Consider the following 22392-nt stretch of genomic DNA (forward strand, 5'->3'; position numbering starts at 1 on the left):
GGGCATGCGCCCCTCCGCCCGGACGCCTCCCCCCACCGCCGCAGGCCTGTCGGTGGAACGGCCACCTCCACAGCGAGCCCCCACGGCGCCCCCGGGCATCATGGCCCGCACGGGCGGCGCGGCTGGCCCCGCCACCACCCGTCCGCCCCCGCCGGTTCCGGACAGCGCGATGCCTGGACGGGCCGGTGTGGCCACCGCCGCGCCGCGCGCGGCCCCGCCGGCCGCCTCCCGCTTCGGGCTCGCGGTCATCGCGGGCTCCGCGCGAGGGCAGCGCTACAAGCTGCCTGTCACCGGTTGCGTCGTGGGCCGCCAGCGCGGCGCCATCCTGTTCGCGGACGACGCCTTCGTGTCGCCTCTACACGCCACCTTCCTGGTGAAGGAGGGCTCGCTGTACGTGCGGGACGAATCCAGCGCCTCCGGCGTCTTCGTCACGGTGGGGGGCACGGAAGCCCTCACCCCACGCACCCTCTTCAGCGCGGGCCAGCGGCTGTTCCGCTTCACGGGCCGCCTGGAGCCCCAGCCCCCCGTGACGGGACGGCCCACCATCTACGGTGCCCCGGTGCCACTGGGGCAGGCCGTCTACGGGGTGGAGGAGATGCTCGTCGGTGGCCGGGCGGGACGCGCGGTGATGACGGCGGCGCCGCTGCTCACCATTGGCCTGGCCCACTGTGACTTGAGCTTTCCCGGCGACGAGGGCCTCGCGGGGCGCCACTGCGAGCTGTCCCCCACGCCCACTGGCGCCCTGCTGAGGGACCTGTCCGGAGGCCTGGGCACCTATGTGCGCCTCGCGAGCGGCGTCGAACGCCCCTTGCGTCCGGGAGACCGCGTCCGCCTGGGACAGCATGTGCTCCAGGTGGAGACGCTGGGCTGACGTGGGACAGGCCGCCCGTCAGGGCGACGTGGGCTGAGCCACGGTGCCGCCCAGGCGCTGCTCGATGAGGGCCCGCGCCTTGGAAGCCGGCTGCTCACGCAGGTGACGGTTCCACCAGCCCCGAGCCTCGTCCTGGTTCTGCCGGTGCCAGTAGACCTCGCCCAGCTTCAGGGCCAGCTCCGGGTCACCGCTGCGACCGAAGGCCTCGCGATACTTCGTCGCCGCCAGGCCCACGTCCGCGCGCTGCAGGGCCTTGTCGCCTTCGCGTGCCAACTCCTGCGCGCGCTCGACGTTGCGCGCGCCCGAGACAATGGCCCGGTCGTAGAGCGGCACGTCGGGGCTCGCGCCCACCGCGGAGTTGTTGGCGCCCGCGGGCACCGGCGCATTCGTGGGCAGCGCGTAGGGCAGGTCCTGCGCGCCCCCGCTGCCCGCGCCCATGAAGAAGTAGTAGGCGAAGAAGCCCAGCGCGGCGACCACCAGCAGGATGGTCAGCGACTTGAAGAAGAACGCCACCCCGCTGCCGCCGCCGGTACCCGGCTGCGTGTGGACCAGCGAGTCCGTCTGCTCACGCGTGGCGGCCATCGCGTCGGCGTTCGCGGGCAACGGCTCGAGCACCCCCGGCAGGGCGCGCACCGTGGCCTCCATGGTCACCTCGTTGCCCCACCCGGGCAGCGTGGCATCCCGGACGTCACTCTGCGGACTGGCGGCGGACTTGCGCGGCAACGGCGCCAGCACCGCGGACGAGTTGGCCGAGCGCCGCGGCGCCGAGTCCATCCGGCGGCGCTCCTTGTCCACGGCCTGCAGCTCGGCCTTGAAGGCCTCGGCGGTGGCGGGCCGGTCCGCCGGGTTCTTGGACAGCGCGCGGAGGATGAGCCGCTCCATGGCCGGAGAGATTCGCGCATCCGGCCGGCGGCGCGTGGGCGGCGGCGGCTCCTCGGTGAGGTGCTTGGTGGCGAAGCCCACCGCCGAGTCCGACTCGAAGGGCAGCAGCCCCGTCATCAACTGGTAGAGGATGACGCCCACCGCGTACAGGTCCGAGCGGTGGTCGAGCTGCGAGCCCCGCGCCTGCTCGGGCGACATGTATTCGGGGGTGCCGCACACGAAGCCCGCGCGGGTGAGCGCCGGGCCGTCGTCCGTGGAGTCGGTGATCTTCGCGATGCCGAAGTCCAGCACCTTGACGAAGTCGGGCTCGTTGCGCCGCGGCTCCACCATGATGTTCTCGGGCTTGAGGTCGCGGTGGATGACGCCGGCGCCGTGCGCGTCCGACAGCGCGCTCAGCACCTGGCTGACGATGCGCACCACGCGCCCCTCGTTCAGGGGCCACTCGCGGCTGAGGATCTGGTGCAGGTCCTGCCCCGCCACGTACTCCATGGCGATGAACAGGGCCCCATCCTCGGCCTGGCCGAAGTCGAGCACGCTGATGGAGTTGGGATGGTTGAGGCGGCTGGCGGCCTTGGCCTCGCGCTGGAAGCGCGCCACGGTGCGCTCGTCCGACAGGAGCGTGTGCCGCAGCACCTTCAGCACCACCACCTTGTCCAGGGAGAGCTGGCGGGCGCGGAACACCTTGCCCATGCCGCCCTCGCCAATGAGGGCTTCGACCCGGTATTTGGAGGCAATCGTCTTGCCGACGTACTCGTCCGAATCGGGCGTACGCACGAGGGTCGCGCCACAGGCGGGACAGAAACGGGAAGATTCTTGGGCGTCAGCGCCGCAGGAGGGGCAGTGCAAGGAAACGATCCCCAAAGGGGTGGGACACCGACTTCATCACGCCGCTTGGGTAGGGGGCAAGCCGCGAGCAACGCAAGGCGAGCAACCGAGCCCCGGCCCTGGTACAACCCCTAGCCCTCCATGGACGCGATGGAATACTGCCCCCGCTGTGACACCGAAAATCCTCGGGACGCCTCTGTCTGCCGGGCGTGTGGCTCGCCGCTGCGCTCCGGAACGATGGTGATGGCCGTCGCCAGCGTCGCCTCGCGCCCGCAGGTCTCCATCCGCGTGGTGCGCGCCGATGGCGGCCCCGAGTCCGTCGTCCGCATGCAGCGCGACACCCTCACCTGCGGTCAGCAGGCGGACATCTCGCTCACGGACGACCCCTTCATCATGCCGCTCCAGGTCCGGTTCTTCTTCTCCGGCATCCGCCTGGCCGTGGAGGACGTGGGCGGCGCCAACGGCGTCTTCGTCCGCCTGCGCCAGGAGCGAGAGCTGTCCCCCGGCGGCGAGCTGCGACTGGGACGCCAGCGGCTGGTGCTGGAGCCCATTCCCACCGCGACCACCGGACCGGGCGCGACCCAGGTCTGGGGCTCACCGGATCCCGGCTACCGGCTGCGGCTGGTGCAGCTGCTGGAGGGCGGCCTGCGCGGCGGCGCCTTCCCCCTGCGCGAGGGCGACAACCTCCTGGGCCGCGAGCAAGGCGACCTCACCTTCCCCACGGACGGCTTCGTGTCCGGGCGGCACGCCGTGCTGCAGGTGCGGCAGGACCGGCTCCAGGTCCGGGACGTCGGTTCGTCCAACGGCACCTTCATCCGCCTGTCGGGCCCCACCTTCGTGGACAACGGGGACCACTTCCTCATCGGCCGTCAGCTGCTGCGCGTGGAAATCCAGGCGCCCGCGGCCTGAAATGCCAAGGGCCGCACGGGGCATCCCCCGCGCGGCCCTCACTGCCTCGGCGCTCAGCCGTAGGACTTCTCCTTCTTCTCCTGCTCTTCCTTGCAGCGGATGCAAAGCGTCGTCACCGGGCGCGCCTCCAGGCGCTTGGGCGAGATGTCCTCTTCGCACCGCTCGCAGATGCCGAAGGTGCCGTCCTCGATGCGGACCAGCGCCTTTTCGATCTTCTGCAGCAGGAACTTCTCCCGGTCCCGAAGACGGAAGACCATTGACTGCGCATACTCGGAAGACGCCAGGTCGATCTCGTCGGGGAGGTCGTCCGTGTCGAAACTGGACTCCTCCACCAGGGTCTTCTTGGCGCTCTCGAGCAGGCTCGCCTTGCTGTCCTCGAGCATCTTCTTGTAACGCTTGAGATCTTTCTGGTTCACAGCCTTCGCTCCAGTTCAGCGAGGTTTTGGGGCCCTGCACCCCAAAAAAAGGGCCCGAAAGCTTTATTCATGCCGTCTTCGGTGTCAAGCTGACCTCGGTATGAGCGAGAACACGAAGTTCGATCGGGAGTTCCTGCGCTCGGCCCTCTCGTTGGCCGGCAAGAACGAAGTCGATCACTTCCTTTATATCTGCGACACGCCCATTCCCGCTGAAGAGTTTCGCGGCCGGCCTGCTCGCAAGAAGCTCGTCTACGCCGTCACGATGCCCAAGCTGGCGGAGGAGCACCTCGCCAAGAAGGTCCGCGCGCTCGTCATCCCCGCGTACGACTACTCCCGCACCGAGCGCGTGAAGGTGGCGCTCGTGTCCGCGCTGTCCCAGGGAGCGTTCAAGGAAGGCGACCTGGTCCTGTGCATGACGGGCAAGGTGGGCCGGGCGCCGGACACGCTGATGCAGATGCGCATCGGCGGCTCGCTCGATGACCGCGTCGCCATCGAAGGCGTGAAGCTGGGTGACGAGTTCAACTCCCAGGTGGTGGACGCCCTCATCCAGTTGGCGCTGCAGATTGGCCAGGAAGGCTTCGAGGGCCACCCCATTGGCACCATCATCACCATTGGCGCCCACAACACCGTGCTGGAGAAGAGCCGGCAGATGACCATCAACCCGTTCCAGGGGCTCTCCGAGGCGGAACGGAACGTGCTTGACCCGAAGATTCGCGAGGCCATCAAGAACTTCTCCGTGCTCGACGGCGCCTTCATCATCCGCGAGGACGGCGTCGTCCTGGCCGCGGGACGCTACCTGTCCGCGGCGGATGAGGCCGTGAAGATTCCGCTCGGCCTGGGCGCGCGGCACGCGGCCGCCGCGGGCATGACGTCCACCACGGGCTGCATCGCCCTCGTCGTCAGTCAGACGTCCGGCGCGGTCCGGCTCTTCAAGGGCGGCAACATCGTCCTGGAGCTGCACCAGACGGCGCGCCGCACCTGAAGCCGCGCTCAGTCCTCCTGCGACTTCTCCTCGCGGTAGATGTCCGCCAGCGCGTGCGCGCGCTCGATTTCATCCCGAGCCGCGTCCACCACCAGCGCCTGGTCGAAGCGGGCCACGCGCTCGCGCAGGGCATCGGTGACGAGCCCGCCCACGGTGAGCCGCGCGGACGCGCTCTCCCGCTCGCGGCGCAGCTCCACCACGCGGTCTCCCAGCTCGCTCGCGGCCTCCAGCAACAGCCGCCCGTCCGACTCCGCCCGCTCCAGCGCGTCTCGCGTACCGGCCAGGAGGTCCTCCGCCTGCGCCTGGTCCTTCTCCAGCACGCGCACCGCCGAAGCGTCACCGCGCTCCTTCGCGGTGGCCCGCCGCGAGGTGAGCTCCAGCAACCGGCGCGCATAGCGCTCCTCCGCGCGCACCAGGTCCGCCTTGAGCGCCAGCAGCGTGGCCGCGGACTTGCGGACCTCGGCGGCCTGGCGCTCCAGGTTCTCGATGAGCTGGTCGAAGGCAGCCAGCGGGTCCGCTGGGCGTGACGGCTCCTTCTTTCGTCTCCTCAGCAGACCGAAGAACATGGGCGTGGGGCGCAGCCTACCCGAAGGGCCGGCACAACAGCCGCACGCGCTGCAACGCCGCCTGCGTGGCCTGCCCACCCGCGGACAGCGCGGACAGGTAGCGCGCCGGGGTCAATCCGTACACACCCAGCAGGTGTTGAAGCAGCAGCAGGCTCTCCGCCGCGCGCCGGTCCGCGGGGGCCAGCGAGGCAGCCTCCACCAGTGCGCCCAGGATGTCCGTCACGCGGTGCGCGAGGTCGGCCCCGGGCGGCGCGGCCCCGGGGGGCAGCGTGGGCTGCTCCGGGAAGAGCGCATCGAACGAAGCGTCCACCGCCACGGCCTGTGGCGCGGCCCGCCCGGCGGCGACAGCCTCCAGCGCCTCCAGGTGCGGCGTGAGCTGCTCCAGCGCATCGCCGCACGCCGGCACGTCACGCGGCAGCAACGTGCGCCAGGGCGTGTCGAACTCCGTGCGCGCCCACAGAATCTCCTCGTCGGAGAGGTGGTGGTAGAAGGCGCGGCCTCCGGCGGCCCGCTGCTCACGCACGAGGAGGCGCAGGTCCAGGTTCTCCTCGCCCAGCGACACGAAGCTCAACGCGATGTCCAGCGCGTCCATGGGCGCGCGCGTGCGGCGGATGAGCTCCAGGTCCACGCGGTCCTCGCCGTCGGTGATGAGCACCACGGTGGCCCGAGCGAGGTACGGGTCCCTCCCCTGCGCGGCACGGATGGAGTCGAACGCGGACATCAGCGCGAGCGTGATGTCCGTCTGCCCCTCTGCGGGTGAGTCGCGGAAGAGCTTCTCCAGCTGCCGGGTGGCCTCCAGCGCGGAGTCCACGCGCGCCAGCTCGGTGGGCACGTCGTTGAAGAAGCTGAAGTACAGCGGGTCGAAGTGCTCGCCCCGGCGGGCCTTGACGCGCAGGTTGTTGAGCTCCGCGATGACAATGGCATCCCGGAAACGGGCTCGCGCGCCGTGCATGGAGCCCGACGCGTCGCAGACGTAGACCCGCACCGCGGTGCGCTTCACCTTCCGAGGGCGCGGAGGCGGCTCGTCGTCCAGGTACGCGCGCACCAACTGGTGACTGGCGGCCAGGTCGCGCAGCAGCATCCGCGGGTCCGTCAGGACGAAGTTGTGCACCTCATGGAGGCTGCCCGTCGTCTCGTACGTCATCGTCTGCGTCGGGTACGGGACGCGCCGGGGCACCGCCCGCGCGGTGCGCGTATCCGCCAGGACGATTTCCTCCGACAGCGAATCCTCGACGTCGAAGTAGCGGGCACAGCCCGCCGCCAGCTCGAACGTGGAGAGCTGCTCGGGCTTCAGTGAGAAGGCCAGGTCCGTCAGCAGCTCATCGGCCTTGGGCGGGCCAGGGACTTCGTCAGGCGCGGTGGGCGCCTCGCCGAACCAGTGCGACAGGCCATCGAGCTCCGCGCGCTCCATCAGCGACGACAGCTGAGGGGGGGCCGGCAACAGCGGCGTCAGCGCCGCACGCGCCGCGTCCGCCAGCGCCGCGTCCTCCGCCTCCAAGGCCCGCTCGTAGAGCCCCTTCAGCGAGCGGTAGGCCACCTGGGGCTCGCGCCGGGCCGTGTGGCGCACGTGCCGCAGCAGCTCATCCATGGAGCGAACGGCCGGAACGGCCCGCACCCGCTCGCGGGCCTCGGCCACCTGACGCCGCAGCACCATGCCCCGCTCGCGGTCGTGGTCCGCGCCCAGGCGGATGAGCAGCTCGTGCGCCAGGTCCAGGTCCCTGCGCTTCTGCATGACGTCGGTGGCGTTGGCCCGGGCCCGCTCCGCGAAGAACTCCGCCACGGCCAGGCGAGCACTGGAGGGCACCTGCCGCGGGGGGCGCCCCTCGGCGCGCCCATAGATTTCCAGCGCCGCGTCGTCGTCCTCCGGCTCCGAAGAGGGAGGACGGGCAAAGAGGTCCGCCACCTTCACCACGCGCGCCAGTTGGACGAAGCCCTTCTCCAGCACCGCGACCGCGCCGGGAAGTGGCGCACCCGTGCGCCAGGCCCGCTCCACCAGCGGAAGGCACTGCTCCACCTCCGCGAGCGCTTGATGGGCCCTGTCGAGCAGCCCCTGCGCCAATGCCCCCGCCCTGCCCTTGCGCAGGCCCAGCTCCTTGAGGAGCCGCGCGTCCGCCGACGTGTGCACGCCGACCCGGTCCAGGTCCCGGTCCAGCGCGGCCAGCACCGGCAGCGCGACATCCTCGGGCCCGCGAGCACGGCGCCCCAGCAACGCCCACGTCCGCCAGTCGCCGCGAGCGGGCGCGGGCTGGTGGAGCGCGTCCAGCCTCCGCCGGAGGTCCGCGAGGCGCCGGGCCAACATGCTCAGCGTCCCCTCTCCGCTTCAACCTGTCGTCCTCGGCAAGGCCGGCTCATGGCGAGGACCGCCGAGCCAGCACCTGCCGGCTGAAGCGCCCGAAGTCCTCGTCGATGCCGCGCAGCTGTCCCTCCAGCTTTCGAGCCCCCTCCCCCAGGTCACCGGGCATGGTGCCCAGGAGCGCGAGGACACCCCGCAGGCGAACCAGCTCGCCTTCCTTCAACGCGAGCATCGGGAAACGGCTGCGCACCAGCCGGTCCACGGTGCGCTCGGCATCCGCGCGCTCCGTCATGGATTCGGGCGAGGGAAGCGACGTGAGCAGCTGGGTCAGCCAGCTCCGCAGGTATTTGACGCGCGTCTGGACGAACCCGAGCTCCGCCTGGGCCACCGCCGACCGCACGGCCTCCGACAGGAAGCCGGGCGCGGCGCCGCCATGGTTCGCGGCCAGCTGTCCATCCAGCCCCAGCAGCGCGGACAACTCTCCATCAGGCGCCTTCGCCGCGAAGTCGCCCCGGTAGAAGACGTAGGCGTCCCCGTTGAGCACCGACGTGGACGCGGGCGGCGGGCCGGGCACCTCGCGCGTGAGGAGCTGGGCATGCTCGCGCAGCCGGGACTCGATGACCTCGCGACACTCGGAGAACACCGCGTCGAGGGACACCCCCTCGCGCCGGAGGTTCTCCGCCACCGACTGCACCGCGCGCCCGTATTGCTCGATGCGTTCGAAGGGCGTGGAGGACAGCACCTCCCGGGCGTAGGCGATGCCCAGCGGGAGCAGCAGCTCCTGCTTGAGGCCCTGTTGCGTCGGGTCCAGAACCGCCAGGGCGTTCTCCAGCTGCGTCAGGCGGCGTGAATCTCCCGCCAGCGCTTCGAGCGGCTCCCGACGTCCCCGGGCCAGGTTGCCCTGGAACGAGAACACCGCACGCCGGCGCAGCGCGGACACGACCCGGCGCCGGACCTCCGCCTCGGCCGCGCGCAGGCGCTCCAGCGCGGCGGGTGCGCCGTCCGACAGCTGTCCCGCCAGCTCCCCCGTCTGGGAAAGCTCATCCTCCAGGTTGTCCGCCAGCCCGACCAGGCCCTCCAGCTTGAGCCCGTCCTCGAAGTCCACGCTCTCCGCGGACAGGGCAATCATCTCCAGGGCGCCGTCCAGGAAGCGGGCCGTGGCCTCGCACAATGCCCCGTGGACGGGCCGCAGCTCGGGGACGCCGCGACAGAGCGTCAGCACGTCGCCGAACGACGCCAGCAGCGCGATGCCGCCCCGCCCTTCCCCGTGCCCCGCCATGCCGCGCGCCAGCCGCTGCTCCTGCGCCGCCACCAGGGCCCGCGCCGCGGACAGCAACGGCATCCGGTTCTGCGCATGGCGGGGCCCGGGCACCAGCTTGGCCAACAGGGCCCGCGCGGTGGTGGAGACGACGCCGGGCTGCCAGTTGCGGCTCACGGACTCGACGGAGCTCACCTCTTCGGAGGACCCGAGCGCTTGCGCCTCGCGCTCCACGCCGCCCCCCAGCTCCTGCCGTATCCTGGCCAACGCTTCGTCGAACGCGCGCTGCTCCAGGCGGACGATTTCGAGCTGCGCCCGCTCCCGGGGGTCCACCACGGACTTGAGCAGCGCCTCCGTCTCCCCCGCGGGCGGACCGCCCAGGAGGAAGAACCAGCGCAGCGAGTCCAGGTCCTCGACGGTGGCCTCCAACGCCCGCTCGGGGCGCCGGTAGATTTGATCCCTCACCACCGCGGCCTTGAGCGCCCACAGCGCCTTCACCACCGAGCGCTGGGAGAAGTACTTCGTCGGCACGTAGTCCGGCAGCTTCGCCACCTGGGCCGCCAGCGCGCGCTCCAGCGCATCCGTCAGCAGCTCCACGCCCTCCATGACGTGGCTGGGCACCACCACCTTCGTCACGGCATCCTGCAGCAGGTCCACCTGCTGCAAGGACAGCCGCGCGCGCAGGTCCGGCCGCGCGCCATGGGAGAAGCGTTGCAGCATGGCCGCCCGGCTCTCCCGGCGCGCGAAGGACTTGGGCACGAAGCAGATGAAGCTCAGCCGGTCCGCGAAGGCCAGGAGCAGCTCGGGCGAGCGCGCCAGCACCTCGGAGAGATACCGGTTGCTCGTCATGACGACGCACTCGATGCGCCCCGTCGTCACCCGGCGGCCATGCTTCAGCTCCCGCTCGTGCAGCACGTTGAGGATGGAGCGCAGCAGCATGTCCCGGCCGTCGAAGACCTCGTCCAGGAAGGCGTGCTCGGAGCCCAGCATGCCCTCGTCGGTGAGGTACTCGGTGCGTCCCGTCTCCGTGAGCACCTTGAAGTCCACCGGGCCGATGAGGTCCGTCTGCACGGTGGACTCGGCCAGCTGCTTGGAGAAGAGCGACGGCGAGCCCGTGCGCTCGTCGATGATGCGCCCCAGCACGGCGCTGGCGATGGCGCTCTTGGCCGTCCCAGGGGGCCCCACCACCAGCACGTGCTCGCGCCCCAGGAGCGCCAGCTCCAGCTGCGTGAAGAGCGTCTCTCGCTCCAGGTAGGCATCCCGGAGCTCGGTGAAGAAGTGCCGGAAGGCGCGCGCGGCCTGGACGGATGGGGACGTTGGTGATTGCACGGACGAACCCGAGGTGGCGGGGAGACGCCATGCTACCCGCCGCGCGCGGCCTATTTGAAGCGGACCGCGCACGCTCCGTCCGGACACTGACGTCCCGCGATGCGAAACCGATAGCGGGCCACGACGCGATAGAGCGCGTCCAGGAGCTGCCGCAGGCCCGGCGCGTAGTACACGCGGAGCAGCCACCCCAACGGCCGCCTGCCCAGCGCCAGGACCACGGCCTCCAACCCCTCCACCACGGCCCCATCCGGCAGGACCAGCTGCAGGGCCCGCTCACAGCGGTCCGCAGTGACGCCCGGGAAGGACGCCAGCACCCCTTCCTCCCGAAACGAGCGCAGGCGCGTCCCCGTCCCGCCCAGCAGCCGCTGGAGCCGCCGTGCCGCCCCAGCGCACAGGCGACAGTGCCCGTCATAGAGAATCACGTCATGCCCGGGAGGCGTCGTCCGCGGCACGGGCGCCATCAGCGAGGCCTCAGCGTGTCATGCAGGTGCGCGTGCACCGCCCGCCAGATGTCGTGCTGCCGCTCGATGGGGTCCATCAGCGTCATGCCCACAGACGTCGCGGGCGAGCTCCCCTGGAAGGCCGAGTACTGCCGCACCTGCGTCCCGCCCGCGCCGTCCTCGTCGAAGACGAAGCGATTCGTGCCGCGCAGCGGGTGCCCATCCAGCGTGGTGATGTGCAGCGTGTTCGCGGCCGGCTCCAGGCGCACGGTGATGGGCGCCCACACGGGCGGGAGGCCCTTCTCCTCCAGGAACAGCTTGGCCCCATCCACCAGCGCCGCGGTCGCCGGGCGGACTCGGATGCCGGCGGCCTCGAACACCGCCGCCGGATGACGGACGAAGTAGGCGTAGGCCTGGGCGGGGGCCACGTCCGGAATGCTGCTGGTGTAGTCCGTCAAGGACGTGGGCGCGCCGGTGATGGGCGGACTGGGCTTCAGGTGGTCCAGGTGGAGGCGCGCGTAGCCATCCACGGCGGCGCTGTCCCCCATCAACCGGCTGGCAGCGGCGGCTTCGGACTGAGCGGCGGTGAGCGCCCCCTGCCGCACCTGCTCCATCAGGTTGCCCGTGGGCTTGGGCGGAAACGCGCCGCCCACGCCGAAGTCGAACTGGTTGTCGGCGCCTGTGCGGGGCCCCGAGCGAGGCCCGGGCACTTGCAGCGCCGGTGGATGATGCCCCCCGATGGAGGGCCCTCGGTAGGGCTCCACCGTCGAGGACGCCGCGGCGGAGGCGGGCCGGCGCTGCGCCGTGCTCGTGGGGAGAGGGACAGCCGCCGGCGCGGCGGCGCCCTCGGAGGGCGCGGTACCGGGCGGGAGGAAGGACGGTGACGACTGGATGCGGGACATGGAACGCCAGCCCCTGCACTCCCACCGCCAGTCCTCGCCCCAGTCCCATCAACCCCTTGGCCCAGCCCGACGTCCCGCTTCCCGTACGCCCGTCCTCCCTTTCGGAAGCCCCCCTCCGCCCCGCAAGACAGAAGGGCCGGTCCCCCACTCGCGTGGGAGCACCGGCCCTCTGCGTCACTTCAGGCGGCTCGCCGCGCCGCGACTACGACTGGCGGAACTCGGCGTCCACCACGTCGTCCTTCTTCGCGCTGGCCTGCGAGCCCGGCGCCGCGGAAGGATCGGCCCCCGGCGCGCCCTCGGCGCCCGGCGCGCCGCCCGTGGCGCGGTACATCTCCTCGGCGGCCTTGTAGCTGGCGGCCTGGAGCGCATCGAGCGCCGCCTTGATGGCGTCCTTGTCCTGGCCGTCGCGGACCTTGTTGAGCTCCGCCACCGCGTCCTCGAGCGCCTTCGCCGTGTCCGCGGACAGCTTGTCCTTGTTCTCCTTCAGCAGCTTCTCGGCCGCGTAGGACTGGCTCTCCGCCTGGTTCTTCATCTCCACCAGCTCGCGGCGGGTCTTGTCGGCCGCCTCGTTGGAGCGAGCGTCGGCGACCATCTTCTCCACCTCGTCCTTCGCGAGGCCGGACGAGTGGGTGATGGTGACCTTCTGCTCCTTGCCCGTGGCCTTGTCCTTGGCGCTGACGTTGAGGATGCCGTTCGCGTCGATGTCGAACGTCACCTCGATCTGCGGCACACCACGCGGCGCCGGCGGCATGCCCGTCAGGTGGAAGCGGCCGAGGCTGCGGTTGTCGCCCGCCATCTCCCGCTCGCCCTGGAGCACGTGGATCTCCACCTGCGTCTGGCCGTCCGCGGCCGTGGAGAAGGTCTCCGACTTGCGCGTGGGGATGGTGGTGTTGCGCTCAATGAGCTTCGTCATCACCCCGCCCAGCGTCTCCACGCCCAGGCTCAGCGGCGTCACGTCCAGCAGGAGGATGTCCTTCACCTCGCCGGAGAGCACGCCGGCCTGCACCGCGGCGCCCACCGCGACGACTTCGTCCGGGTTCACCGAGCGGTTCGGCTCCTTGCCGAACAGGCGCTTCACGGCCTCCTGCACCTTCGGGATGCGCGTGGTGCCGCCGACGAGGACGATCTCGTTGAGGTCCTTCGGCTCCACGCCCGCGTCCTTCAGACACTTGCGGCAGGGCTCCAGCGAGCGCTCGATGAGGTCGTCAATCATCGCCTCGAACTTGGCGCGCGTGAGCTTGACGTTGAGGTGCTTGGGGCCCGTCGCGTCCGCGGTGAGGAACGGCAGGTTGACGTCCGTCTCCATCGCGGCGGACAGCTCGATCTTCGCCTTCTCCGCCGCCTCCTTCAGGCGCTGGAGGACCATCTTGTCCTTGCTGACGTCCAGCCCCGTGTCCTTCTTGAACTCGGAGATCAGCCAGTCCATGATCCGCAGGTCGATGTTGTCACCGCCCAGGTGCGTGTCGCCGTTGGTCGCGAGCACGTCGACCACGTTCTCGCCCACCTCGAGGATGGACACGTCGAACGTGCCACCGCCGAAGTCATAGACGGCGATCTTCTCGTCCTTCTTCTTGTCCAGACCGTACGCGAGCGCCGCGGCGGTCGGCTCGTTCACGATGCGGCGCACGGTGAGGCCCGCGATCTCCCCCGCGTCCTTGGTGGCCTGGCGCTGGGCGTCGTTGAAGTACGCGGGGACGGTGATGACCGCCTCCGTCACCTTCTCACCCAGGTAGTTCTCCGCCGCGCGCTTCAGCTTCAGCAGCACCTGCGCGCTGATCTCCGGCGCGCTGTACTGCTTGCCGTCGATGTCCACGCGCGCGTCGCCGTTGGGGCCCCGGGCGACCTTGTAGGGGACCAGCGTGGCCTCCTCGGACACCTCGTCGTGCCGCCGGCCCATGAAGCGCTTGCTGGAGTAGATGGTGCGCTCCGGGTTGGTGATGGCCTGGCGCTTCGCCACCTGACCGACCAGGCGCTCCCCGTCCTTCGTGAACGCGACCACCGAGGGCGTGATGCGGCTGCCTTCCTCGTTGACGATCACCTTGGGCTCGCGACCCTCCATGATCGCGACCACACTGTTCGTGGTGCCCAGGTCGATCCCGATAATCTTGCCCACGGTTCCTATCCTCCGGAAAAGACTGCGTTTTCTTTGGAAACTTCTGATGTACGCCCAACGTAACCACCCACCCCTCGCTGTCAAACGCGGGGGCCACCGGGCCGCTCACCTGAAGGTGGCACTCCCCGCTGCGTAGCGCAGTGCGCAGGGCCACACGCACCGCGTCACAGTCTCGCCACTCGCACGCCACGGGTGCGTAACGCGCTCTACACCGCCGTCACCCTGCGGTAGCAACCGGGCGGGCTTCTGGACTGCAGGGAACGATTCAACCCCTTGGAATCTCAAGCTCGCTCGCCTGCTGACGCTTTGCGTCAGGACTTGGCGAGGATTGTGCACTGGCCAGGGGTGTCGCCGCCCGGTCCCCCACGGGCGCCAACCTTCGGAGCCGCCCTCATGCTGGTCCAGCCCCTCCGCTCTCCCGATCTCCGCCGTGCGCCCGCCGCGGACGTCACCGCCGAGCCCAAGGTCGCGGTCCTGCTGAACGCCAACGCCCGGAAGGTCGACGCTCGGGTGGTGAAGTCCCTGTCCCACGTGGTGCCGGAGCAGGACCTGTTCCTCTCCCGCTCGCCGCTGGACGCCCGCCGCATCATCCAGACGGTGCTGGAGCGTGGCTACCCCATGGTCTTCACGGGCGGCGGTGACGGCACCTTCATGGGCTTCGTGAATGAAGTCCTCCACCAGGTCGGCCCGCGCGGCCGCTTCGCGGGGAAGACGGCGCCTCGCTTCGGCGTCCTCAAGCTGGGCACCGGCAATGGCCTGGCCGCCTACGTCAACGCCTCCGGCACCCGGGGCGACGGCATCCTCAATGACGTGCTGCGCGCCCGCACGGGCGAAGTCCCGGGCTACCGCCCCATGGACCTGCTGATGGTGGACGGGCAGCGCGCGCCGTTCGCCGGCCTGGGCGTGGATGGCAAGGTGCTCAACGACTACATCTGGGTGAAGGAGAACCTGGGCAAGGGCTTCTTCAAGAGCGTCCTCAGCGGCAGCGGCGGGTACTTCTCCGCGGTGGCCTGCAAGACAGTGCCCCACTACCTCACCCACTCCCACTGGGTGGAGTGTGAGGTCATCAACGGCGCCTCCGAGGCCTACCGGCTGAGCCCGGATGGCGGCACCCTGGGTGAGCCGCTGGCCCCGGGCGCCACGCTGTTCCGCGGCCGGCTGATGATGGCCGCGGCGGGCACCATGCCCTTCTACGGCTACGGCTTCCGCATGTTCCCCTTCGCGGGCCAGCGCCCGGGCTACATGCAGCTGCGGCTGGGCCAGGTGACGCCCACGCAGGTGCTCGCCCACCTGCCCAAGCTGTGGAACGGCCGCTGGTTCCCCGAAGGCCTGATGGACTTCCACGCGCGCGACGTCACCATCCGCTTCGCCAACCCCATGCCCTTCCAGGTGGGCGGCGACGCGGCCGGCTACCGCGAGCAGGTCACCATGTCCGTGGCTCCGGAGTCCGTCGAGCTGGTGGACTTCACCGGCGCGCTGAACTGAAAGCCCGCAGGGTGGCGCCCTCGACTACCCGCGGTCGCGGGACGCCGGGGGCCTCTCGCCCTGCTCCTTGCGGCGGCCCACCACGAAGGCGTAGCTGACGCTGGCCTTGCCGTTGCTCTCGCGGTGCAGCGCCAGCTCCTCGCGGAGCGCGGCGGGCTGCGCGCCGGGGATGGACGACAGGAACGCCTCGATGTCCCGGTAGTGCGCGTCCAGCTCCGCGTCATGGAGCGATTCGGCGGACTCGGGCTCGTAGCCGGCGCCCTCCACCACCTGCAGCAGCTCGCGCGGCAGCAGCAGCGCCCCGGCGACGCGGCGCTCCCAGAAGTCGAGCGTGGCCTTGGGAGCAAAGCGCCCCACCCGCGCGGGGAACGTGAAGCCCAGCCGCCCGCGCTTCGCCAGCAGGCCGCGCATGTTCGCCAGCGTGGCCTTCAACGGATAGAGCACGCGGCCCTGGATGAGGATGCCGTTGAACTCGCCGTCGGACAGGCCCAGCGCGTCCAGCGCCACGCGGCGGACTTCAACCTGCTCCGCCAGCCCCTGCGCCCGCACGCGCTCACGCACCGGGTTGAGGACGGTGTCATCGGTGTCGGCCGCGACGACGGTGCAGCCCAGCTCCCGGGCGAGCAGCAGCGCGGCGCTTCCGTCGGAGCCACAGCCGAGCACCAGCACGCGCGAGCCGGGCTCCAGTTGGGCCACCTTCGCGAAGCGCCGCGTCGCGTCATCCGAGCTGAAGGCGCGCCGGACATCCGCGGGGTGATACAGCGGGAAGGGCTCAGGCGGGCTCATGGATCCCCATATACCCGCCTCGTCCAGAGACTTCCAGCCACGGCCCCTACAAGTAGTAGATGACCCGCTCGTCCTTGTGGAGCCCGTCGTAGATGGCGCGCCGCTGCTCTTCGGACAGCAGGTACACGGACACGCTCAGGGAGACGTACTTGCCCTTGCTGCTGGGTTGCTCGTGGATGGCGTCCGGCGAGAGCTCCGTGCCCATGAGCCGCTTGAACAGCTCACGGACATGCTCCATGAAGCCGGACCCCTGCGCGCCCATCACCTTGAAGGTGTAGTCGGAGGGGTACTCGATGAGGGGCTTCTTCTCCCCTTCGCCGGCGGGAGGGCTTCCTGCGTCTTCCTTCGTCATGTCTCGTACCAGCGGCTACAGCAGGTTGGCGGCGAGTTCGGCCAGGGCGCTGCGCTCACCCTTGGACATGGTGATGTGCGCGGCGATCTTCTCGCTCTTGAAGCGGTTGACCACGTGGACCAGGCCGTTGTTCGTCGCGTCCACGTACGGGTTGTCAATCTGGAACGGGTCTCCCGTGAGGATGATCTTCGTGTTGTCGCCCACGCGGGTGATGATGGTCTTCACCTCGTGCGGCGTGAGGTTCTGGGCCTCGTCCACGATGATGAACTGGTTGGGCAGGCTGCGGCCGCGGATGTACGTGAGCGGCTCTATCTCCATCAGCCCCAAGTCCAGCAGCTCGTGGTAGCCGCGCCCGGCCTTCTTGTCCGCGCGGCTGAGGTTCATCAGGAACTCCACGTTGTCGAAGATGGGCTGCATCCAAGGGTTCAGCTTCTCCTCGACGCTGCCGGGCAGATACCCGATGTCCCGGCCCAACGGGAAGATGGGACGGCTGACCAGCAGCTTCTGGTAGAGCCCCTCCTCCGTCACCTTCTGCAGCCCCGCGGCGATGGCGAGCAGCGTCTTGCCCGTGCCCGCCTTGCCGACGATGGTGACCAGCTTGATGTCGTCGTTGAGCAGCAGGTCCAGGCAGAAGGCCTGCTCCATGTTGCGCGGGCGGACGCCCCACGTGCCGTCCTTGATGTGCCGCACCAGCGGCACCAGCCGGCCCTTGGACCCGTTGAAGCGGCCCATTGCGGTGTGGGACGGGTTCGTCTCGTCCTTGAGGAGCACCACCTGGTTGGCGAACAGGGACTCGGCGTCCGGCAGCTCCACCTCCGCGCCCTGGCGGTACATCTGGTCCACCAGGTCCTTGGGGACCAGCCGCTCGGCGAAGCCGGTGTACAGCTCCGTGATCTCCACCCGCTCGGTGTCGTAGTCCTGGGCGATGAGGCCCAGGGCGTCCGCGCGGATGCGCAGGTTGGTGTCCTTGGTGATGAAGACGGCCTGCGTGTCCGGCTCCGCGCCCATCAGGTCGAGCGCCACCCCGAGGATGCGGTTGTCCATCAGGTTGCTGTCCGCCATGGACGGCGGCAGCGCGCGCTCGGTGAAGCTCACCCGCAACAGGCCACCGTGCGGCAGGGGCACCCCTTCCTTCAGGGAGCCCTCGGCGCGGAACGAGTCCAGGTAGCGCGCCACCAGGCGCGCGTTGCGGCCCAGCTCGGAGAGATCGCGCTTGAACTGGTCGATCTCCTCGATGACGTAGATGGGGATGATGACGTTGTTGTCTTTGAAGCCGTAGATGCTGCGGGGATCGTGAAGAAGGACGTTGGTGTCGAGAATGAAGTTCTTACGCATCGTGGGTTGCGCGACCTGAAGGTTCGGCTGCGACCGCGAGGGACCGTGCGACGGTGAGTCTCCTGACCACTATAGGCACCCGCTCCAGGGGAAACAGCCTGCTTGTCGCCAGGATGTGCGGCTGTCCGAAACCCCACGCCCCAGGCGCCGGGGATGACGGCGGTCCCCACGGCGCGTTTCGGCGAGTCACCATGGATCAGCCCTGTAGCACGAGCGGCCGTCCGTTCAGTGCGCCACGACGGGCGCGAGCGGATCATACCCGAGCAGCTCCGCCACCCGCTCGGGCGGCGGCCCCGGGGGCATCCGCTCCCAGGGAAAGCACCGCTGGAGCGTCTCCTCATCGAGCGTGAGCTGCCGCCGGGCCTCCAGTTGGAGTGCGTCATCCCACGCGTTCGCATCGAAGTGCTGCCCTAGCCGCGAGCTCAGCGGAGACACCATGGGCGAAGGCTTGAAGGCCACGGCCGCGCCGTGCTCGTCCCGCATGCAGTGCAGCTCCACCGCCCATGCATGGAGCCAGCGCGGCAGGTGCCGCCCCGCCTGACGGAGCGCGAGGAAGCGGCCCTGCGCGGCGCCCTCCACGAAGAGGAAGCGGCGGTCATAGACGCAGGCGGCGGAGAAGGTGGAGGGCGTGAGGGCCAAGGCCTCGGTGCCGATGCGGCGGGCCATCAGCAGGAGCACGTCCAAGATGTGGCCGGCGAGCTTGAGCCCGGGGTGGTTCTGCCCGGGCAGGGGTGGCCGGTTCCAGTCAAAGGCGCGCCCCGGGTTCTGGAGCAACAGCGAGTCCAGGTACAGCAGCGGCGTGGCGGCGAGCGCGTCATCGAGCCCCACCTCGGCCCCGGTCGTCCGCCGCAGGTCCAGGTCCGCCACGGGGACGTAAAACCGCCGGCTCCAGAGGATGATGCGGGGCCGGTACGGGTCCGAGCACACGACGCGGAGCTCCAGCGGTCCGACCCGCTCCTCGACGCGCTGGAAGAGCCCATAGGCGCGCAGGGCCCGCTCCAGGCCCTGGGGGCTGTAGGTGCCGAAGACGAGGTCGGCGCGGGAGGCCTCGGCGCTGCCCAGCCCCAGGTCTTCCAGGGTCATCCCCTCGCGCTCGGAGACGGCCAGGTCCGGCCCGCTCAGCGCCTGATAGATGCGACGGTAGCGGGGGTTGACGGGCTGAGTCCGAGGCATGGCTCCCACCTATTCGTAGCGGATGTCCACCACCGTGAGTTCGATGTCTCCGCGTGGCCGCCGCACCTCGACGGAGTCCCCCACGGCCTTGCGGAGGAGCGCCCGCCCCATGGGGGACTCCACGCTGATGCGCCCCCCGGAGGCGTCGATCTCGTCGGAGCCGACGATTTGATAGGTGCTCCGGCCGCCGTCCTCATCCTCCAGGCTGACCGTCGCGCCGAAGAAGACGCGGGAGCGGTCGGGCTGCTCGGCGGGCGTGACGATGGTGGCGGTGTCCAGGCGCTTCGTGAGGAAGCGGAGGCGGCGGTCGATTTCGCGCAGGCGCTTCTTCCCGTAGATGTACTCGGCGTTCTCGGAGCGGTCGCCCTGGGCGGCGGCGGCGGAGACCTCGGCCGTCACCTTGGGGCGCTCCTCGTTGAGGAGATGGACGAGCTCGCGGTGCAGGCGCTCGGCGCCCGCCCGGGTGAGGTAGCGACGGAACGGGGCCCGCTCGGCGTCGTCCTCCGGCTCCTGTTCATCCGGTTGTACTTCGTGGGACATGGTTCCTGTATATCGCCACGGGGTGACGCGGAGCGAAGGGCGGTGGCCCGGACGTTCACCGGAGAGCGGTCGGGGCGCTGTCAGAAACGGCCCCATGCGCTCGCCAGTGGAAAGCGTCGCCGAGTGCTGGTAGGAAGCGCCTGCCCGGGGGCTTCCGGGTGGTGGCGAAAAATTTAAAAAAGAATAGTGCGAGTCGCTAGCTCAGCTGGTAGAGCACCGGCCTTTTAAGCCGAGGGTCGGGGGTTCGATCCCCCCGCGACTCATGTTGTCGCAGTGAAGGTGTGCCGTCCCCGTCGTCTAGAGGCCCAGGACGCTGGCCTTTCAAGCCGGTAACACGGGTTCGAATCCCGTCGGGGACATTGGAACAGCCCCGTAAGTACCCGAAAACAAAGGGTACTTACGGGGCTGAACCGTTCGTAGGGGTTCGTTGGAGTTCGCTCGGTTACGTACGGAGAGCATCGAGTAATCGTCGCGCTCCGGCCAGCCTCCAACTAGGCGTCGGTACGGCTCATGGTCGTGGCTAAAGAGCCTCTTGGCTTTGGCCTCTACGCACCATCTCGCCCCTAGAACAGGCCCACCTGCTACCGGCATGGCGCTCGCGACGGCGCCGACCTGCATCAGCGCCCCGAGCCTCCCTTAGGAGCAGTGGCCTCTGTTCTAGCGCGCGTAAGAGAGCCGAAACTAAGGCAGCAAGGATGCCTCACGCTGCCTGCTGGTCGTTCGTGAGCTGGTCCAGAAGCCAGCCGAGGCGAGCCCTCGCTGCGCTCACGACGGCGGCGTAGGACCTCACGTGCAGGCCCGGGGGACGCCAGTTAGCATCCACACTCGTCGCGGCCCTGCCTCCGATGACGAGCACTTCGAGGGGGTCGAAGTGCCTACGGAGGTCGTCCCGATACTTGGTGGCTTGAGTCTCATCGTCGCGGTCAATCGAATGACCGGGCTCCTTGAACTCGATGAGGAGATGCCGGCCCGTTAGCATGGCGCAAAGCAACAGGTCCGGTCGCTTCTTGGCTCGATCGCCGGTGAATTCTTTGTCGGCCCACTTCTTCAGGATGGTCGCCACGGTCTGGTTCGAGGAGAGCAGCGTAAAGTCGCCCTCTAGGAGCCAGAGGTTGCGCTCGATGACTTGGTGTAGTTCCTTCTCCTGGGTATCCGGCCGGGTCATCAGCTCATCGAGGCGGTCGAGGATCTCCAAGCGCCTCCGAGTCTGGAGACCGATGACGGCCATGTCCACGAGCCCGAACTGGCCCAGTGCATCGGCAAAGGTCGCGACCCCCTGGTGCCGCGCAACTTCAATGGCCTGGATGACCGCCCAGTACTCATCTCGCTCGAAGGCATCGAGCATGACGTTGATGACAGTGCCCCGACGCTCCTCACTCTCCCCGTAGAATTTCGTAAGCACCCGTTGAAGCGCGGCCTCCGCGAACCTGCGTCGATGCTCCGGCAGCCCGGCCAGACGGCGATCAATCTCCTGTTGAAGTCGAGCTTTCGCGAGACTCATCTGGCGAACGAAAACCTTATTGAGCTTCTCCTTTAGTTGCTCCCGCGCCCAGGTTTCCACGGCCTTGAACCCTGTGCTGTTCTCGATGATAGCGCCCCAGTCGGGGGTCACGTCCGCAGCAAGGCCGTCGGCTTCAATCTCGCCGTAGACCTTCTTCAATAGCTTGCCGGGAACTTCCTCGTCTTCATCCAGTCCGAAGTAGATCGGCTTGCCGACGACCTTCCCGCCGACGCGCACGACCACACCCGGGTGTTTGAGCGGTCTCTTTCCTTCGGCGAATGTCAGAGAGAGCTTCACGGGCCCTTCGGCCTGCAACTGAGCCCGTTCCGTGAACGCCTCGCCGGGAATGTCTTCGATGGCAAGCGCCTCACCGTTCACCCGAATCGTGAAGTCCGACCGACGACCGTACTCCAGCACTAACAGCTCCCGCAGCCTCTCGGCCGTCGGAAACGCCAGCGCCTGATTCAGATCCGTGAGCGTGATGGTCGTTCCGTGATCCCGCTCATCACATTCCGAAGTCGTGAGCGGGAGGTCGATCTTTTCCAAGTCTTGGCGGGAGTCGAGGAGGTCCTCCTTGCGGATGACCAAGCCCGTCCGTTTTCCATGTGCCTGGGTCTCCATCACCATGGTGGAGGCAGCCATCAGTCCAGCGAACTTGCCGATTCCCTTCCGGCCTTTGATTCGCCGCTTGAGCGACAGAGTCTCCTCTCCTTTGCGAGAACGCCGGTCGCTGGCGACCTTCAGGTACTCGCTTCGAACCTCCTGCTCGGTCATGCCAGTTCCGTCGTCCCGAATGACGATGGGGTCGTTGGTCATCGGGGCTGGCAACTGGATGTCTACCTCGTGAGCATCCGCATCCCAGGCGTTATCCACTAGCTCCTTGAGCGCGTGCTCCGAAGAGCGGTAGCTCTCTCCCAGGAGGGTCGCGAGTCGAGGATCAACCTGAAAGCGTGCTGACTTAGCCATCGCGTGCGCTCCCTCCAATCACTTACCACGCCTTGAGCCAGCGAGTGACAACGTACGAATACGCCTCTGACTCGACCGGAAAGTCGGATCCTACCATCCGTTCCGAAGAAGCCAAACCGCATGGACAGAGCCCCGATGAATCGCGTGCAGGCTCCGGCATTCTTGAGGACACGTCATTGGCCGCGGGCTGAGCCTGAGAGAGTAGGATAGAACTGAGTCGTCCTGCCTAACCAAGGATCGTAATTCTCGAACGGCCTCAGGATGTGCGCCTGAGGTCGACTCGTCGCAGGGATGGACTGGCGGAGCGCTGGGCATTTCGAGCGGAGAGGTAGGCATGCATGCGGACCATGAGCTGGTCCATGGTGCGGCAGCGGTGATTGCGGGTGACGTTGGCATGCAGGTCGAGCCACACCCGCTCGATGCGATTGCCCTGGGGGCAGTACGGCGGGAGGAAGTGGAGGACGAGTC

At 69.1% G+C, this 22392-nt stretch carries 19 protein-coding genes and 2 tRNA genes; 6 read left to right on the forward strand and 15 right to left on the reverse strand.

What is annotated here, in order from left to right; translation table 11 throughout:
• Window positions 1–871: FHA domain-containing protein (locus HV826_RS32520; RefSeq protein WP_176420939.1), on the forward strand; the 871-nt coding region annotated here is incomplete at its 5' end.
• Window positions 872–889: 18 nt separating this feature from the next.
• On the opposite strand, the gene HV826_RS32525 is transcribed toward HV826_RS32520, so the two are convergent.
• On the reverse strand, window positions 890–2599 hold the full coding sequence (locus HV826_RS32525) for a serine/threonine-protein kinase (protein ID WP_176420940.1): 1710 nt from the start codon (window positions 2597–2599) through the stop codon (window positions 890–892).
• Window positions 2600–2719: 120 nt separating this feature from the next.
• On the opposite strand from HV826_RS32525, the gene HV826_RS32530 reads away from it, so the two are divergent.
• Window positions 2720–3487, forward strand: a complete 768-nt coding sequence (locus HV826_RS32530) for an FHA domain-containing protein (RefSeq protein WP_176420941.1) — start codon at window positions 2720–2722, stop codon at window positions 3485–3487.
• Window positions 3488–3540: 53 nt separating this feature from the next.
• Here the strand turns inward: HV826_RS32530 and HV826_RS32535 are convergent, their stop codons facing one another.
• On the reverse strand, window positions 3541–3903 hold the full coding sequence (locus HV826_RS32535; protein ID WP_163785741.1) for a TraR/DksA C4-type zinc finger protein: 363 nt from the start codon (window positions 3901–3903) through the stop codon (window positions 3541–3543).
• Between the two features lie 100 nt (window positions 3904–4003).
• Between HV826_RS32535 and HV826_RS32540 the strand changes: the two genes are divergently transcribed.
• Entirely contained in the window at window positions 4004–4885 is an 882-nt protein-coding gene (locus tag HV826_RS32540) for a diadenylate cyclase (RefSeq protein ID WP_176420942.1), read from the forward strand.
• 8 nt (window positions 4886–4893) lie between these two features.
• Here HV826_RS32540 and HV826_RS32545 read toward each other — a convergent pair whose 3' ends face one another.
• The 6 genes from HV826_RS32545 to dnaK form a co-directional block, all read right to left on the reverse strand.
• On the reverse strand, window positions 4894–5451 hold the full coding sequence (locus HV826_RS32545; RefSeq protein WP_176420943.1) for a PspA/IM30 family protein: 558 nt from the start codon (window positions 5449–5451) through the stop codon (window positions 4894–4896).
• A gap of 16 nt (window positions 5452–5467) precedes the next feature.
• On the reverse strand, window positions 5468–7750 hold the full coding sequence (locus tag HV826_RS32550) for a vWA domain-containing protein (RefSeq protein WP_176420944.1): 2283 nt from the start codon (window positions 7748–7750) through the stop codon (window positions 5468–5470).
• A gap of 49 nt (window positions 7751–7799) precedes the next feature.
• Entirely contained in the window at window positions 7800–10331 is a 2532-nt protein-coding gene (locus HV826_RS32555; protein WP_176420945.1) for a MoxR family ATPase, read from the reverse strand.
• 50 nt (window positions 10332–10381) lie between these two features.
• A complete protein-coding gene (locus tag HV826_RS32560) occupies window positions 10382–10792 on the reverse strand; it encodes a thiol-disulfide oxidoreductase DCC family protein (RefSeq protein WP_176420946.1) in 411 nt (136 codons plus the stop codon).
• Window positions 10792–11673, reverse strand: a complete 882-nt coding sequence (locus tag HV826_RS32565; protein WP_176420947.1) for a hypothetical protein — start codon at window positions 11671–11673, stop codon at window positions 10792–10794. The genes HV826_RS32560 and HV826_RS32565 overlap by 1 nt, the downstream gene beginning before the upstream one ends.
• A 202-nt stretch (window positions 11674–11875) precedes the next feature.
• The gene (dnaK, locus tag HV826_RS32570; RefSeq protein ID WP_176420948.1) at window positions 11876–13786 is read right to left on the reverse strand and encodes a molecular chaperone DnaK; all 1911 of its coding nucleotides are present in this window, start codon (window positions 13784–13786) and stop codon (window positions 11876–11878) included.
• Window positions 13787–14179: 393 nt separating this feature from the next.
• Here dnaK and HV826_RS32575 point away from each other — a divergent pair, with 393 nt between their 5' ends.
• Entirely contained in the window at window positions 14180–15271 is a 1092-nt protein-coding gene (locus HV826_RS32575; protein WP_176420949.1) for a diacylglycerol kinase family protein, read from the forward strand.
• A 24-nt stretch (window positions 15272–15295) separates the two neighbouring features.
• Here HV826_RS32575 and HV826_RS32580 read toward each other — a convergent pair whose 3' ends face one another.
• From HV826_RS32580 to greB, 5 genes are all read right to left on the reverse strand, one after another.
• Window positions 15296–16057: a cyclopropane-fatty-acyl-phospholipid synthase family protein gene (locus tag HV826_RS32580; protein ID WP_176420950.1), complete on the reverse strand. Its 762-nt coding sequence runs from the start codon at window positions 16055–16057 to the stop codon at window positions 15296–15298.
• A 46-nt stretch (window positions 16058–16103) separates the two neighbouring features.
• Window positions 16104–16409 carry a YbeD family protein gene (locus tag HV826_RS32585; RefSeq protein WP_176420951.1) on the reverse strand — a complete coding sequence of 102 codons (306 nt, stop codon included), beginning with the start codon at window positions 16407–16409 and terminating at the stop codon, window positions 16104–16106.
• 15 nt (window positions 16410–16424) lie between these two features.
• Window positions 16425–17744, reverse strand: a complete 1320-nt coding sequence (locus tag HV826_RS32590) for a PhoH family protein (protein WP_163785557.1) — start codon at window positions 17742–17744, stop codon at window positions 16425–16427.
• A gap of 225 nt (window positions 17745–17969) precedes the next feature.
• Window positions 17970–18917: a deacetylase gene (locus tag HV826_RS32595; RefSeq protein ID WP_176420952.1), complete on the reverse strand. Its 948-nt coding sequence runs from the start codon at window positions 18915–18917 to the stop codon at window positions 17970–17972.
• A 9-nt stretch (window positions 18918–18926) separates the two neighbouring features.
• Window positions 18927–19457, reverse strand: a complete 531-nt coding sequence (gene greB / locus HV826_RS32600; protein ID WP_176420953.1) for a transcription elongation factor GreB — start codon at window positions 19455–19457, stop codon at window positions 18927–18929.
• Between the two features lie 190 nt (window positions 19458–19647).
• Here greB and HV826_RS32605 point away from each other — a divergent pair.
• A tRNA-Lys gene (locus tag HV826_RS32605) sits at window positions 19648–19720 on the forward strand.
• A 23-nt stretch (window positions 19721–19743) separates the two neighbouring features.
• Window positions 19744–19816 (forward strand) — tRNA-Glu (locus HV826_RS32610).
• Between the two features lie 341 nt (window positions 19817–20157).
• On the opposite strand, the gene HV826_RS32615 is transcribed toward HV826_RS32610, so the two are convergent.
• A complete protein-coding gene (locus tag HV826_RS32615; RefSeq protein WP_176420954.1) occupies window positions 20158–21924 on the reverse strand; it encodes an ATP-binding protein in 1767 nt (588 codons plus the stop codon).
• Window positions 21925–22180: 256 nt separating this feature from the next.
• Window positions 22181–22392: transposase (locus HV826_RS32620; protein WP_176420955.1), on the reverse strand; the 212-nt coding region annotated here is incomplete at its 5' end.

This window comes from Myxococcus sp. AM010 (assembly GCF_013372585.1).
Classification (GTDB): Bacteria; Myxococcota; Myxococcia; order Myxococcales; family Myxococcaceae; genus Myxococcus; species Myxococcus vastator.